Source organism: Leucobacter holotrichiae, assembly GCF_055791005.1.
Genome location: NZ_JBVUAC010000006.1, coordinates 128,834 through 143,330, shown reverse-complemented (window position 1 = coordinate 143,330; position 14,497 = coordinate 128,834). Strand labels below are relative to the sequence as shown.

Below are 14,497 nucleotides of genomic sequence, written 5' to 3'. Positions count from 1 at the left end.
GATTCCTAACGGGAGCTGCGCGCCGTGATGCCGAGGCCGGCGAGGCCGACGAGCGCGACGATGAGTGAGAGGGCGGAGGAGGCGTTGTAGGCGCCGGCCTGCTGCAGATTGAAGATGACCACGCCGAGGGTCTGCGAGCCGGGGGAGAGCAGCAGCACAGAGAGGGTGAGCTCGCGCACCGCGGTGAGCGCGACGAGAACCGCCCCCGACAGCGCCGCGGGCACGGCCATGCGGCATGAGATATCCCACAGCGCCCGCAACCGCGAGGCTCCGGCCACCCGGGCGGCCTCTTCGGCAGTGCCGGGCGTCGCGGTGAGCGGTGCGCTCACCGACTGCACGACCAGCGCGAGGAACGAGGTGAGGTAGGCGCAGAGGATGATCCATGGCGTGTTGTAGAGCCCGATGCTCGGGGCGATCACCAGCCAGGCGACCGCGATGACGAGTCCAGGGATCGCCTGCGGCAGCAGTGCGAACCCGAGCAGACCCGCATTGTCGCGGGCCTGGGTGCGGGTGACGAGGGTGCCGATCGCGAGCCCGAGCAGCCCGCAGATGACGGCCGCCGAGACGGCGAGCATCATCGAGTTGCCGATGCCCGTGAGCGTGCCAGACGCGGTCAGCGCGCGTTCGAAGCTGGCGAGGGTGATGTTCTCGGGTGTGAAAGGCACACCGGGAGCGGGCAGCAATGACTGGGCGGTGAGGGTGACGAGGGGCAGTACGGTGATCGCCAGCACGAGTGCGGCGGTGGCGATCCCCGCCGTGATGCGCACCCGGCCGAGCGGCAGCCGATCCGGTGCAGCGGCCTGCCCGTCGAGCTCGACGCGCGTGCGCGAGCGAAGCAGGTCGATGACCACGCCGAGCAGAGCGAGCACCAGCAGCACGAAGCCGATGGCGGCGACCACCGCGAGCGGGTCGTCGACCGTGCCGGACTGGAGATATCGGTAGACGAGGGTGGACAGGGTGACGTAGCGCTCGGGCAGGCCGATGATCGAGGGGATGCCGAAGTCTGCGAGGTTCGAGACGGCGATGAGCGTGAACGACGAGAGCATGGCGGGGCGCAGGAGCGGCAGCGTCACCGCCAGCATCGCGCGCCCGGCTGAGGATCCGGCGATCCGCGCCGCCTGCTCGAGGTCGGCCGGCACGCGCCGCAGTGCCGCGGTGACGATCATCATGGCCACGGGGTAGCCGTGGACCGCGAGCAGGAAGACGACACCATCGCCGCCGTAGAGATTCCAGAGGGGCGCGCCGAAGCGGGCCGACCACCAGACGTTCACCGGTGAGCTCGGCCCGAGCAGGCTCAGCCACGCGATCGCCCCGACGAAGGGCGGCATGAGCAGCGGGCTCAGAGCGAGGAGGCGCAGCGCCCGGCGACCCGGCAGGTCGGTGCGCTCGAGCAGTAGAGCGAGGGCGGTGCCCATGGCTACGGCGAGCGCTCCGGACAGCGCCGCCGAGACGAGCGAGTTCGCCGCCGCGTCGAGCACGGCGGGGTCGGCGAGCTGCGCCCAGCCCCCGCCCGTCGCGGCGAGCGCCACGATCGCCGCGATCGGCAGCAGCACGAGCGCGCCGACCACGACCCACAGCGCGCCGCGAACGGTGCCGAGACCGTCGAGGCGCACGATGCGTCTGCGGGGCCGGCCGGCGACGACCGGACCCGCAGGCGCGAGCGGGCTACTGGAAGAGGCCATTGAAGGTCTCGACCGCGGAGGCCTGGGTGGCCCGGATCTTCTCGAGCTCGGGGTTCAGCAGCACGATGTCCGAGATCTCGGGAGCGCCCTCGGGGCTCTGTACATCTTCGCGGATCGGCAGGTAGGACTGGGTGACGGCGATCTCCTGGCCCTGCTTGCTGATCAGGAAGTCGACGAGCAGCTTCGCGGCCTCGGGCTGCTCGGTGTCGGCGAAGATGCCGACGGGCTGCGAGACGAAGGGCACGCCCTCCTCGGGGTAGACGGCCTCGATCGGCGATCCGGCGGCGGCGAGATCGCGCACGAGCGAGTCGACCACGATGCCCACCGGGCTGCTGCCCTCGGCGACCGCCTGCGACACGGGACCGTTGCTTTCGGCGATCAGAGGCTGGTTCGCGGCGAGGCCTTCGAGCCAGCTCTGGCCGAGTTTCGGCTCGTCGAGCCAGACGGCCGCGTTGTAGGCCGCCGCGCCCGACACATCGGGGTTGGGCATGGCGATCTTGCCGGCGTAGGCGGGATCGGTGAGATCGTTCCACGACGTCGGCGCGTCGGTGATCGTGTTCGTGTTGATCGCAATGACCGTCGGCAGCAGGCGCGTGCCCACGTAGAAGTGCTCCGGGTCGATGAGATCCTGCTGAATGCTCGCGGCCTCGGGCGACTCGTACTCGAGCAGCAGGTCGCGCTCGGCGTAGTCCTCGAAGGTCGGGGCGTCGGCTGCGAGCAGCAGATCGGCGCCGATGTTGCCGGCCTTCTCCTCCGCGGCGATACGGGCCGTGAGGTCGCCGGTGCCGGCGCGGAACACCTCGACGTCGATCTCGGGGTGCTGCTCGGTGAAGGCGGCGATGAGCTCGTCGATCTTCTCCTGAGGCTCGGAGGTGTAGAGGGTGAGGCTCGCGGTCTCCGCCTCGGTGGCGTCTGCGGGGGTGTCGGCCGCCGGCGCCGAGCAGGCGGTGAGCGCGAGGGCCGCGAGGGAGAGCGCCGCGACGGCGCCGAGTGAACGGTTACGAGACATGATCTGCTTTCTCTGATGGTGCTGAGGAGTGGGTGAGTGGTCGGGAGAAGATGGGTTGCGGCGGTTGGAGACCGATCGCCGCGGCTCTCACCCCGTGAGCGGTGAACTGCACGAGCGAGAACATGGGGGCATCGTGGCCCGCGACGGTGTCCGGTCCGGCGTCCATCACCTGGTGATAGGCGAGCGAGGGACCGACGAACACGGGGATGCCGCCGAGCGAGGCCGCGAGCGAGTGATGGAAGTGGCCGGCGAGGATCGCGCGGGTATCGGATCCCTCGAGCACGCTCAGCAACCCGTGCGCATCTGCGAGCCCCTGCTTGCTGAGCGAGGGGAGTGGGGACTCGACCGGAGCGTGGTGCAGTGCGATGATGCTGCCGGCTTCGGAGGGTTCGCGCAGCGTGTCGGCGAGCCAGGCCAGCTGCTCCGGGCCGAGAGAGCCCGTGCTCGAGTCGAGGCGCACGATGCGGTACCCCTCGACGTGCTCGACGCCGTAGTGGCGCTCGCCGTGACCGGCGAGCGCCACGGCGGCGGTCGGATCGTCGTGGTTGCCGAGCACCGTGAAGACGGGGGCACCCACGACCTCGGCCAGCTGAGCGCAGGCACGGGACACCGACTCGTACGCGCCGGGGTGGCCGCGCTGCACGAGATCGCCCGTGATGATGACGGCCTCCGGCGTCATTCCCACCGAGCGCGCGTACTCGCCCACCCACTCGAGCCGTCCGACGCCGTCCACGGTGCCGTAGAGCAGTCCGTCCTCGGTGGCGTGCACGTCGCTGACGTGCAGCACGGTGAATCGTCCGGTAGCCGAGCTCATCGCGCGGGCTCCGGATCGGATGCGAACCGCGTCGCAGCGGCGAGTCCGGCGCCGGCGATCGTCGCCGCCGACGCCCGCCGGGCCAGCGCGGCGAGGTGCTCGGGGCGGGCGCCGTGGCGCGCCAGATAAGCGCTCGGCCCGCCCTGCTGCTCGACGAGGTCGAGGGCGGCGGCGAGGGCCTCGGCGGGGCTGTCGAGGTGCAGCCGCTCGGCGTCGGCTCGAGGCCCGTCGGCGAGGCCGAGCGCGTCGAGCTGCCCGGCGACGAGGGCGCGGCGGGCGGGGCGCACCGAGATCCCGGAACGGCTGTAGTCGTCGATCACGTCGTCGCGTCGTTCGCCGGCCGCGAGTCTCGCGAGTGCGACGACGAGGCCGGTGCGATCCTTGCCGGCGGTGCAGTGCACGATCGCGGTGCCCGGGTGCTCGGCGATCGCGATCACGGCGGTGGCGAGCCGCGGTCCTCGGTCGCGGATCAGGCCCCGGTAGATCGATTCGAGCGTGCCGCTCGCCGGAGGTCGCTCGCCGTAGACGGGGAGCGAGCGCACGGCGAGGGAGTGGTTGCGGGCGCGATGCTCCGACGGCTCGCGCAGGTCGATCACGAGGTCGACGCCGCGCTCGCGCAGGGTGCGTTCGCCGTCGGCCGTCAGCTCGTCGAGAGCGGCGGATCGCACGAGCCACGGGGCGGTCTCGTCGCCGATGCCGCGGGCGTTGTAGCTGCCGTCGAGCGGGAATTCGAACACGGGGCTCCTCGAGTGACGCGGCGAGTGTTTCGCCTTGTTCCAGGATTTCTGGAATGTGTTACATCATCACTATCGAGGTGTCGGGTGACCGGAGGATGAACGGCGGGGGAATCCCGCGCGAAGAGTCCGAGAAGCAGGAGCTGGTGGATCGGCCCCCGGCCTACTCGCCGGCGTCGGCGAGGGCGCGGGCGACGACCGAGCGCATCGCCTGCGAGGCGGTGGCATCTGCCTCGTCGAGATGCTCGACGACCGCTGCGAGCAGCGCGTGCAGCAGCACGGAGTGGTTGAGGCGCACGAAGAAGGGATCCACCGAGTGCTGAGGGCCCACCGCGCCGGTCGAGACCACGACCTCCGCGAGCTCGGGGATGGGGGCGCGGGTGTAGCTGCACAGCACGATCACGCTCGCACCGCGCTGCTTCGCCGCGCGGCAGGTCGCGAGCGTGTGGGCATTCGCACCCGAGTGGCTGAGTGCCAGGCAGACGTCTCCCGGTCCCAGGGTGTGGGCGGCGAACTGCTGGGCGAGGATGTCGATCGGCGCCTCGACCGCGCGGCCGACGGTCGCGAAGCGCATGGCGGCGTCCTGCAGCGGCGGAGCCGAAAAGCCGTTGGCCGTGAAGAACACTCGCCCCGCCGCGGCGATGAGAGCGGCGGCGGTGGTGAGCGCCTCCCGGTCGATCGCGTCCCGCCCGAGCAGCAGGGCCTCGCGGGCATTCTCGAATACGCGGCCGACCCCGTCGCCCGAGGCGGCGTCGGTGGGAGCGCCCTCGCGGGCCAATTCGAGCCGCAGATGCTGAAAACCCGTGAATCCGAGCCGCTGACACGCGCGGATCACCGTCGCCGCCGAGGTGCCGGCAGCAGCTGCGAGCTGTTGTGTGGACCACTGCGGTACCTCGGCAGCGCGGTCGAGCACGGCCCTCGCGACCGCTCCCTCGCTCGGTCCGAGCGACGCGGCGTAGGCTCTGATGCGCATGAGGATCGAACTCTCGCCGATCTCGACGGCGGGCGGTGCGGGGTGCGACGGCATGGGCACAGGGTAGTGCACGCGGGTGTCGGCTGAGTGAAGGAGCCGGCTCAGGGCCTCCTAGTCACGGAGTTCGCCGGGGGAGGCGTCACGGAACTGCGGGAGATCTCGAGCTCGCCGTCGACGAAGACCGCCGCCACCGCCGGTACGTTCCCGCTCCGCATTGCTTCCAGCGCGTCCGGGGTCTCAGAGCCGAGCGGAGTGTCCAGAATCACGAGGTCGGCGATGCCTCCCTCCGCGATTCGACCGAGCGGACTGCCCGGGGCGGGCGCGTCCGGTGAGCCGGTCCGTTCCGGGAGCGCGGAGGCGCCGGATCGGGGAACGAGCCCGTACCGGCTCGCCGTGCTCCCCGTTGCGGCGCAGATCATGACCGCCGGGTCTACGCCTCCGAGCGCCGCCATCTCGGTGACCACGCGCAGGAGCCCGATCGGTACGACTCCCGTGCCGGAGGGCGTATCGGTGCCGAACTGCAGCCGGTGCATCTCGTTTCGTTCCGACAGCCGGCGCACGATCTCCACCCCCGTCCGGGTGTTCCCGGCGAAGACCAGTTCGATCGCGGCGTCGCCATGATCGATCAGGTGGAGCACCTCCTCGACCGGCCGTGCGGTGGGCCCCCCGTTGGCGTGGCTGATCACATTCGGATCGAGGGCCATAGCGAGATCGAGCCCGACCACGCTCGACCCGGGAACGGAGGCTCCGCCGAAGTGCAGCGGGGCGACCCACCCGAGCCGTCGCGCGTAAGCGACGAGCTCGGCGAGCCGGAAGGGATCCTTCTCGGACCCGAGCCCGATCTCGCCCAACATGCGCACCCCCAGAGCATGGAGTTCGTCGAGGTGCCGCTCGGTGATGCCCGAATCGAGCAGCAGCGCGCCGCCGAACACGCGGGCGCTGCCGGGTGAGCGCCCGCGGGAGGTGAGGTGCGCCGCGCCGCAGATCGCGGCGGCCTCGGGGCCGTCCTTGCGCCGTCCCGGCCAGTGCGTCTCTCCGGCGGAGACCAGTGAGGTCACCCCTCCGTGCAGGGCGCGACTCGTCCAGCCCAGCGCGGTCTGACGCGGCGTGAAATCCCCGATCACCGGGTGGGAGTGGGCGTCGACGAGACCGGGGGCGACGGTAGCGCCCCCGACTTCCACGACGGCGTCACCCGGCTCCGCGATCAGTCCGGTCCCCAACTCCGCGATGCGGCCCTCCGCGAGCAGGATGGAGTCGGCCTCGACGAAGGGCTGCGCGACATCGCCGGAGATGATCCTGCCGCAGCCGATCAGCAGCGTCCGACCGCTCAATTCACACCGTCCTCGCCGATCGCATCGGCCTCCGTCAATCCGCCCATGCGGGGGTGGGGTCGCGGGCCGTCGGTGACGGCGAGCAGCAGCAGGAGCTCGTGGCTGAGCGGTGCGTCTGCGATCGACACCGTGATCGAGTCGAAGTAATCGCGAATCTTCATAGCGGTCTTGTGGTGGACCGGCACGTCCACCGTGCAACCGGTGTGGCCGCGCTTCTTGACGCTGGGCAGCAGCGAGACGCCTCCCACGAGGCGGCGCGTGGGACCGCCGAAGCGCGGGTGCAGCAGGGCGGCGACGTGCTCGAGTTCGCCCCGCTCGCCGACCACGCCCGCTTTGCCATACGCTTTCACCTCTCCATCGAGCAGTCGGATCGCCTCCGACATCGCCCAGTCTCCGAAGACCTCTCCGGCTTCCTGCAGCAGCGGCAGCTCCTCGTCGTAGTGATCTGCGTAGGGGTTCTCGAGCACGGCGCCGACGACTGCGCGGTGAATCGCGCGTTCCGTCTGCCGGCCGGCGTCGCTGTGGACGCTCTCGAGATGGTGGATGGTCTTGCGGACGGGGATCTCGCCGGAGGAGACGACGATCGATCGCAGTTCTGTCATGGTGTGTTGGCCTCCTGAGTGCTGGTGTTCGGGGGATCAGACGAGCTGGCGGGCGACATCTTCGACCGTCAGCACCTCGCCGAAATGGGTTTCGATGTCGTAGCGCGTCGACTCGTGCTCGCGCGGACCGGTCGCCTGGCAGGCGTCTTCGACGACGAAGACGTCGTAGCCGTTGAAGAAGGCGTCGTGCACGGTGCTGCGCACGCAGATGTTCAATGCCACGCCGCACACGAGTGTGGAGCGGATGCGATGCTCCCGGAGGTACATGTCGAGGTCCGTACCGAAGAACGACGAGTAGCGGCGTTTCTTGATGAGCTTCTCGCCCTCGGCCGGCTCGAGGGCGGCGTGGATCTGGGCTCCGCGGCTCTCGCCGAGGGCGTGCGGGATCCTGATTCGGAACAGGCCGTCCGCGGCCTCCTCGTGTCCCGGCCGGACCCAGATGACGGTGCCGCCTGCGTTGCGGCACACCTCGACGAGCCTTCGCGTGGCCTCGATCACAGGTTCCGGGTGGGAGACCGGCATCTCGCCGTCGGGCTCGAGGTAGGCGTTCACCATGTCGACGACGATGAGGGCGAACGCCTTCCGGTCGATCGTCGGCGGGACGCGATCTGCCATCTTCGACGAGAACCCGTCGAGTGCTTGTGATTCTGTCACTGGTCCGTTCCTTTCACGTAGTACTTGCCCTTGGTGGCCTTGGCGAGGATCACCTGCATGATCACGGCGATGCCGAACCCGATGTAGGCGGCGAAGCTGCTGATCGCTCCGACCCCGGGTGTGAAGAGCAGGACGGACCCCACGATCACGGCGGTGACGAGCGCAATGGGACCCACCGGGTTGAAGGTGCGGATCAGGCTCCGTTCGAAGACGAGCTCCCGCGGCACGATGCCGAGCAGGCGTCGCACGAGCACGAGGTCTGCCACGACGCAGCCCACCCAGGCCATCAGGAATACCCCGTTGAACGCGAGGAACGGCAGGATGTACTGCACGATGTCGATCGCCATGAGCGGGATCGCCGCGATGCAGATGACCGCGGTCCAGATCCTGCGCGCGAGGGGCGAGGGTTTGAACCGGTTGCTCACGCTGGTCAGAGCGATCGATCCCAGGTGAATGTTGGTGAGGTTGATGCGGATCTGCGAGATCCACGCCAGCACGACGGCGAGCAGCGGTCCGAGCAGGAGCGCGAACGTCCCCGCCGGGTTGGTGCTGCCGGTCGCGGCCGCGAAGAACATGCCGAGCGGCATCGCGAAGAAGAACATGAGCGTGTACGGCAGCACGAGCGACACCCAGAACGAGCGCTTGAACTTGTGCGGGTGGATGTACCGGTTGTAGTCGGCGGCCTCGATCGGGTTGAGGCCGATGGTGCCGGCCAGACCGGCGAGCACGCCCGAGAGCGCGAAGCCCGCCGTGAGGCCGCCGGGAGCCTCCGCTGTGAAGATCTGCGTGGGGAAGCCGCCGTTCAGCTGCAGCGCGTTGACGATCGCGATGGTGATCAGGATCACGTAGACCGGAACAGTCAGCCACATGAGCCAGGTGAGTTGGCTGGTCCCCTTCCAGAGGAGAGGGATGAACATCAGGCCGGCGATGATGTACCAGACGAGGGGCGGGAGAGGGATCAGGTGGGCGGCGGCGTCCGCGAGGATCTGCCCCTCGATGGCCGTGTAGAAGATGAAGGTCACCGCGTAGATGAGCGAGGTGAGGACCGTTCCCGCGTATCCGAAGCCGCAGGCCCGCGTGATGAGCTCGGCCGTGAGTCCCTCTCGGGAAGCGGCTCTCGAGATGACGAACGCGAGGAGCAGCAGGATCACGAAGCCCATCGCCAGGCCGCTCCACGTGGCGATCGCCCCGTAGGAATCGAAATAGGAGCCGCCGGTGGCGAGGAAGAAGAATGCCGTGACGATGCCGAACAGGATCATGAAGATAGACGAGTGGCCCCGCCGTTCGGTGAGCGGGATACGGACGGAGGCGAAGTCGTCGGCTCTGTCGCTGCGATGGATATCGGTATGGGCGTCGTCGGCCATGCGAACTCCTCTGGTGATCGGGCGGTGGGGAAGGTTCCAGGCCGAAGCTCTCACGACTCCTCGCCGCGCGCCAGGGGGAGCGCGGGAACATGCGCAGGAGGAGGACGGAGACTTCGCATTCTGGACGCCGTTCGAATCCTGCGAATCCTGTTCGAGTATGCCGAACGCCTCGGGTCGCTCCTCCCCGTCCGCCCCGCGCTCGGGGAGGCTCTGCAATACTCGTGGCATGCCGTCGAACAGGGAAGCTCGACCTCGGGTGCTGTCATCGTCGCTCAAGTGCCTCCAACTGCTGACGACGCTCTCAGAACAGATGATTCCGATGTCCCTCGGCACGCTGAGCGAGCTGACGGGACAACCGAAGGGCACCGTGCATCAGCAGCTGAGAACGCTGATCGAAGCGGGTTACGTCGTTCAGAACAGCGGAGGCAGCTATCAGGTCTCGCTGCTGACCATCGGGCTCGGCTCCGCGGCGCTCGAGCAGGAGCGGATCGGCTCTCGTGTGGCCGCGGGCATCGCCGCGCTCGCCGCACGCTCCGGCGAGACCGCCAGCCTCTCGGTGCTCGCGAACCCGGACGAGATATTCCTGCTCTACCGCGTGAGCACCGACAGCTCGTTGCTCACCGACCTCGCGCCGGGCAGCCGCATGCCCGCTGGGTCGTCGGCCTCGGGGCGGGTGCTGCGCGCCTTCTCGGTCTCCGACGACGAGCCGCAGGCGGACGCCTCCGTCATCGAGATCCGGCAGCGCGGGTTCGCCGTGAGCGCGGACGAGTTCTTGATCGGGATGACGACGATCGCGGTGCCCGTGAAGCTTCCCGGTGTCGGGCTCGCCGCCCTGTCCTTGGCAGCGCCGACGGTCCGGTTCGAGCAGGACAAGCTGCTGACGTTGCTGACCCGCTCGCGCGTTCTCTGATCCCGATCGATGAGCAGAGCGACTCGCCGGACTGACCGATCAGCGGTCAGTCAGCGCGCGTCGGAGTCGGCGACTGTGAGCAGTTCACCCACCTCGCAGTCGAGCGCTCGGCAGATCGCGGTGAGCGTGGAGAACCGGATCGCCCGGGCCCGGTCGTTCTTCAGCACCGAAAGATTGACGAGGCTCACCCCCACGCGCTCGCTGAGCTGCGTGAGGGTCATACCCCGCTCGGCGAGCAGCTCGTCGAGGCGGCAGTGGATCGCGTGCCCCTCCCCGGGCTCGGCGGGGCTCATACGAGCCCTTCCGTGTCGCGCTGCAGGCGGATGGCCCGGCCGAGCAGCGCGGTGATCAGGCCGAGCACGATACCGATCAGGAACATCGGCCAATCGAGATCCTGGAGGAAGTCGAAGCTCATCGGAACAACCCACGCCTGGGAATCGACGTCCGAGACCGCATCGCCACTGGTCGGTAGTCCCAGCTCGGCGACCGCCAATTCGCCGGCCAGCATGCGAAACCACGGCACCACCACTGCGCTGACCAGGGTGAGCAGGCTGAGGCCGCCGAGCGTCCACTGCAGCGGGTCGCTGAACGGACGTTGCTTCGCCAGCCTCGCGGCGAGCACGAGGACTCCGAGGCATCCGACCATCACGATGGCGAACGGCAGAGCTGTCGCGATACCGAGGAGTACACGGGAGGCCACGACCGGATGCAGGATGCGCAGCCCCGGCTCACCGGGTGACACTGTTATCCGATCGGTGGTGAACTGGGTTTCGATCAGATGGAGGGGCGCTCCGGTTTCCTCCGGCAGCACCACGGACACGTCGAAGGAGACGCCTCCATCCGTCGGGCCGCTCACTGTCCAAGAGGTGACGAGCAGGCAGTAGAAAGCGGTGACCAGGCCGATCGCCGTAGCGATGATGGTCAGGATCCGGAGCCCCGCCTTGCCCATGCGCGGCGCGACGCGGTCGAAGCTGGTGGCCATGACTTCCTCTATTTATCGAATATCGATATTATCGCTTTTCGATAATGTATCGAGCGCCGCTGAAACTGTCAATCGCCCATTACGCCCAGATCGAACAGGCCCCCACGATCCCGCATCACCCCGTAGCCTGGATGCATCAGCGGTCCCCGACCGTTCTGGGAACCGCAAGGAGGTTATTGATGTTCGAGAGATTCACCGATCGCGCCCGCCGGGTGGTTGTGCTCGCCCAGGAAGAGGCGAAGATGCTCAACCACAACTACATCGGCACCGAGCACATCCTGCTCGGCCTCATTCATGAGGGCGAGGGCGTCGCGGCCAAGGCGCTGGAGCAGCTCGATATCTCGCTCGACGCCGTGCGCGCGCAGGTGACCGACATCATCGGCACGGGGCAGCAGCCCCCGCAGGGGCACATCCCGTTCACGCCGCGCGCGAAGAAGGTGCTCGAGCTCAGCCTGCGCGAGGCGCTGCAGCTCGGCCACAACTACATCGGCACCGAGCACATCCTGCTCGGCCTGATCCGCGAGGGCGAGGGCGTCGCGGCCCAGGTGCTCGTGAAGCTGGGAGCCGACCTCAACCGCGTCCGCCAGACCGTGATCCAGCTGCTCTCCGGTTACCAGGCGGGCAAGGAGAGCGCCACGGTGGGCGCGCCCGAGCAGCAGAGCGACGCCAAGGGCTCGCAGGTGCTCGACCAGTTCGGTCGCAACCTGACCCAGGCCGCCCGCGAGGGCAAGCTCGATCCGGTGATCGGCCGCGAGAAGGAGGTCGAGCGGGTCATGCAGATCCTCTCGCGCCGCTCGAAGAACAACCCGGTGCTGATCGGCGAACCCGGCGTCGGCAAGACGGCCGTTGTCGAGGGACTCGCCCAGGCGATCGTCAAGGGCGAGGTGCCCGAGACGCTGAAGGACAAGCAGGTCTACGTGCTCGACCTGGGCTCGATGATCGCCGGCAGCCGTTACCGCGGCGACTTCGAGGAGCGCCTGAAGAAGGTCACGAAGGAGATCCGCAACCGCGGCGACATCATCATCTTCATCGACGAGATCCACACCCTCGTAGGTGCCGGCGCGGCCGAGGGCGCGATCGACGCTGCGAACATCCTCAAGCCGATGCTCGCGCGCGGCGAGCTGCAGACCATCGGCGCGACCACGCTCGACGAGTTCCGCAAGCACTTCGAGAAGGACGCTGCGCTTGAGCGCCGCTTCCAGTCGATCATGGTGAACGAGCCCTCGCTGCCGCACTCGATCAACATCCTGAAGGGCCTGCGCGACCGCTACGAGGCGCACCACAAGGTGTCGATCACTGACGGCGCGATCGTGGCCGCCGTGAATCTCGCGGACCGCTACGTGCAGGATCGCTACCTGCCCGACAAGGCGATCGACCTGATCGACGAGGCCGGTGCTCGGTTGCGCCTCTCGATCCTGTCGAGCCCGCCCGAGCTGCGCGAGTTCGACGAGAAGATCGCGGTCGTGCGCGCCGACAAGGAGCAGGCGATCGAGGCGCAGGACTTCGAGGCCGCCGCGAACAAGCGCGATGAGGAGAAGAAGCTCATCGCCGAGCGGTTGCGGCTCGAGAAGCAGTGGCGCTCGGGCGATGTCGCCACCCAGGCGGAGGTCGACGAGGGTCTGATCGCCGAGGTGCTCGCGCAGGCCACCGGCATCCCGGTGTTCAAGCTCACCGAGGAGGAGACCTCGCGTCTGCGCTTCATGGAGGAGGCCCTCCACCAGCGTGTCATCGGCCAGAACGAGGCCATCGCGGCGCTTGCCAAGACGATCCGTCGTCAGCGCGCCGGCCTCAAGGACCCGAAGCGCCCCTCGGGCTCGTTCATCTTCGCCGGCCCCACCGGCGTCGGCAAGACCGAGCTCGCGAAGGCCCTCGCGGAGTTCCTGTTCGACGACGAGGACGCACTGATCTCGCTCGACATGTCCGAGTACGGCGAGAAGCACACCGTCTCCCGCCTGTTCGGTGCACCCCCCGGATTCGTGGGCTTCGAGGAGGGCGGTCAGCTCACCGAGAAGGTGCGCCGCAAGCCGTTCTCGGTGGTGCTCTTCGACGAGATCGAGAAGGCACACCCCGATATCTTCAACTCGCTGCTGCAGATCCTCGAGGAGGGGCGCCTCACCGACGGCCAGGGCCGCGTGATCGACTTCAAGAACACGGTCATCATCATGACGACCAACCTGGGGTCGAGCGCGATCGCGGGCGGCCCGGTGGGCTTCCAGATCGAGGGCGACAGCTCGGTGGGCTACGAGTCGATGAAGGGCAAGGTCAACGAGGAGCTGAAGAAGCACTTCAAGCCCGAGTTCTTGAACCGCGTCGACGACACCATCGTGTTCCCCCAGCTCACCAAGCCCGAGCTGCTGCAGATCGTCGACCTGTTCGTGAAGCAGCTGAAGGATCGCCTGCTCGACCGCGATATGCACATCGAGGTCTCGCAGGCGGCGCGCGAGCGTCTGGCCGAGCTCGGCTACGATCCCGCACTGGGCGCGCGGCCGCTGCGCCGCGCGATGCAGCGGGAGATCGAGGATCGCCTCTCCGAGCGCATTCTCGGCGCCGAACTGCTGGCGGGCGACCTCGTGAAGGTCGGCTTCGAGAACGGCGAGTTCACGTTCGAGACCGACCGCAACTCCGATAAGGCGCACGGAGACACCTCGGCCTCGGCGGCCGCGGCCGTCGCCTCCACGGCCGCGACGCCCGGCACCGCCGAGTAACGTCACGACCCGGATGGGAAGGGGCTCGCTGCTTCGGCAGCGGGCCCCTTCTTCGTTCCTGTCCTCGGCTCCGAGCGGTCGAAAGGCCCTTCGCTCAGGCAGGAGATCGCGTTTCAGGCGGGTCCATTCGGCGAGAACACCCGAATGTGACGCGATCCCCGGTGCGAACTGCGGTGTCGCGGTTGCCCGGCCGGGCCCGCACTAAGCTGGAGGGATGACCGCAGAGATCCTCATCCGCAGCGCACGCACTGACGATGTGCCCCGCATGGCCGAGCTGATGGAGCCGCTCGTCGCGCGACGAATCCTGCTGGGAAAGGATCTGGTCGATCTGTACGCCGCGGTTCCGGAGTTCCTGGTAGCGACCGACGCCGAGGATCGGGTGGTCGGCTACGGGGCGGTGCACGTCATGTGGGAGCGGCTGGGCGAGGTGCGCACGCTCGGCGTCTCCCAGGACTGGCTGGGGCGCGGGGTCGGCCACCGTCTGCTTGAGGCACTCGAGTTGCGCGCGCGCGACCTGGGGCTGGCGCAGCTGTTCTGCCTGACCTTCGAGACCGACTTCTTCGGGCGTCACGGGTTCGAAGAAGTGAGCGAGAACGCCGAGCTGGTCGCGGCCGACGTCTACGCCGAGCTGCTGCGCTCGAACGACGAGGGCGTGGCCGAGTTTCTCGATCTCGCCCGAGTGAAGCCGAACACGCTCGGCAACACGCGCATGCTGAAGCGGCTGTAGCGGCGCGTTC

14 protein-coding genes are annotated in these 14,497 nt (G+C 68.5%); 3 read left to right on the top strand and 11 right to left on the bottom strand.

Going from position 1 to position 14,497, the window contains the following annotated elements; genetic code table 11:
• Window positions 1–5: 5 nt before the first annotated feature.
• From AC0KXF_RS09610 to AC0KXF_RS09570, 9 genes are all read right to left on the bottom strand, one after another.
• Window positions 6–1,682: an ABC transporter permease gene (locus AC0KXF_RS09610; protein WP_473108966.1), complete on the bottom strand. Its 1,677-nt coding sequence runs from the start codon at window positions 1,680–1,682 to the stop codon at window positions 6–8.
• Window positions 1,666–2,691, bottom strand: a complete 1,026-nt coding sequence (locus tag AC0KXF_RS09605) for an ABC transporter substrate-binding protein (protein WP_473108965.1) — start codon at window positions 2,689–2,691, stop codon at window positions 1,666–1,668. Before AC0KXF_RS09605 ends, AC0KXF_RS09610 begins: the two co-directional genes overlap by 17 nt.
• Window positions 2,681–3,505: a metallophosphoesterase family protein gene (locus AC0KXF_RS09600; protein ID WP_473108964.1), complete on the bottom strand. Its 825-nt coding sequence runs from the start codon at window positions 3,503–3,505 to the stop codon at window positions 2,681–2,683. Before AC0KXF_RS09600 ends, AC0KXF_RS09605 begins: the two co-directional genes overlap by 11 nt.
• Window positions 3,502–4,242 carry a tyrosine-protein phosphatase gene (locus tag AC0KXF_RS09595; protein WP_473108963.1) on the bottom strand — a complete coding sequence of 247 codons (741 nt, stop codon included), beginning with the start codon at window positions 4,240–4,242 and terminating at the stop codon, window positions 3,502–3,504. Before AC0KXF_RS09595 ends, AC0KXF_RS09600 begins: the two co-directional genes overlap by 4 nt.
• Window positions 4,243–4,402: 160 nt before the next feature.
• Entirely contained in the window at window positions 4,403–5,266 is an 864-nt protein-coding gene (locus tag AC0KXF_RS09590; RefSeq protein WP_473108962.1) for a MurR/RpiR family transcriptional regulator, read from the bottom strand.
• Window positions 5,267–5,313: 47 nt separating this feature from the next.
• Window positions 5,314–6,543 carry a hypothetical protein gene (locus AC0KXF_RS09585; protein WP_473108961.1) on the bottom strand — a complete coding sequence of 410 codons (1,230 nt, stop codon included), beginning with the start codon at window positions 6,541–6,543 and terminating at the stop codon, window positions 5,314–5,316.
• Window positions 6,540–7,145: an amino acid synthesis family protein gene (locus AC0KXF_RS09580; RefSeq protein WP_473108960.1), complete on the bottom strand. Its 606-nt coding sequence runs from the start codon at window positions 7,143–7,145 to the stop codon at window positions 6,540–6,542. The genes AC0KXF_RS09585 and AC0KXF_RS09580 overlap by 4 nt, the downstream gene beginning before the upstream one ends.
• A gap of 36 nt (window positions 7,146–7,181) precedes the next feature.
• A complete protein-coding gene (locus tag AC0KXF_RS09575; protein WP_473108959.1) occupies window positions 7,182–7,799 on the bottom strand; it encodes a cysteine hydrolase family protein in 618 nt (205 codons plus the stop codon).
• Window positions 7,796–9,163, bottom strand: coding sequence for a purine-cytosine permease family protein (locus AC0KXF_RS09570; RefSeq protein ID WP_473109055.1), 1,368 nt, complete (start codon window positions 9,161–9,163; stop codon window positions 7,796–7,798). The genes AC0KXF_RS09575 and AC0KXF_RS09570 overlap by 4 nt, the downstream gene beginning before the upstream one ends.
• Here AC0KXF_RS09570 and AC0KXF_RS09565 point away from each other — a divergent pair.
• Entirely contained in the window at window positions 9,057–10,073 is a 1,017-nt protein-coding gene (locus AC0KXF_RS09565; protein WP_473109051.1) for an IclR family transcriptional regulator, read from the top strand. The two genes, AC0KXF_RS09570 and AC0KXF_RS09565, sit on opposite strands and share 107 nt — an antisense overlap.
• Before the next feature lie 50 nt (window positions 10,074–10,123).
• Here the strand turns inward: AC0KXF_RS09565 and AC0KXF_RS09560 are convergent, their stop codons facing one another.
• Together AC0KXF_RS09560 and AC0KXF_RS09555 are read right to left on the bottom strand one after the other, a co-directional pair.
• The gene (locus tag AC0KXF_RS09560) at window positions 10,124–10,366 is read right to left on the bottom strand and encodes a helix-turn-helix domain-containing protein (protein WP_473108958.1); all 243 of its coding nucleotides are present in this window, start codon (window positions 10,364–10,366) and stop codon (window positions 10,124–10,126) included.
• Window positions 10,363–11,055, bottom strand: a complete 693-nt coding sequence (locus tag AC0KXF_RS09555; protein ID WP_473108957.1) for a hypothetical protein — start codon at window positions 11,053–11,055, stop codon at window positions 10,363–10,365. The genes AC0KXF_RS09560 and AC0KXF_RS09555 overlap by 4 nt, the downstream gene beginning before the upstream one ends.
• 179 nt (window positions 11,056–11,234) lie before the next feature.
• On the opposite strand from AC0KXF_RS09555, the gene AC0KXF_RS09550 reads away from it, so the two are divergent.
• Together AC0KXF_RS09550 and AC0KXF_RS09545 are read left to right on the top strand one after the other, a co-directional pair.
• Complete coding sequence (locus AC0KXF_RS09550) at window positions 11,235–13,760, top strand: ATP-dependent Clp protease ATP-binding subunit (RefSeq protein ID WP_473108956.1); 2,526 nt, start codon at window positions 11,235–11,237, stop codon at window positions 13,758–13,760.
• A 214-nt stretch (window positions 13,761–13,974) separates the two neighbouring features.
• A complete protein-coding gene (locus AC0KXF_RS09545; protein WP_473108955.1) occupies window positions 13,975–14,487 on the top strand; it encodes an amino-acid N-acetyltransferase in 513 nt (170 codons plus the stop codon).
• Window positions 14,488–14,497: the final 10 nt, after the last annotated feature.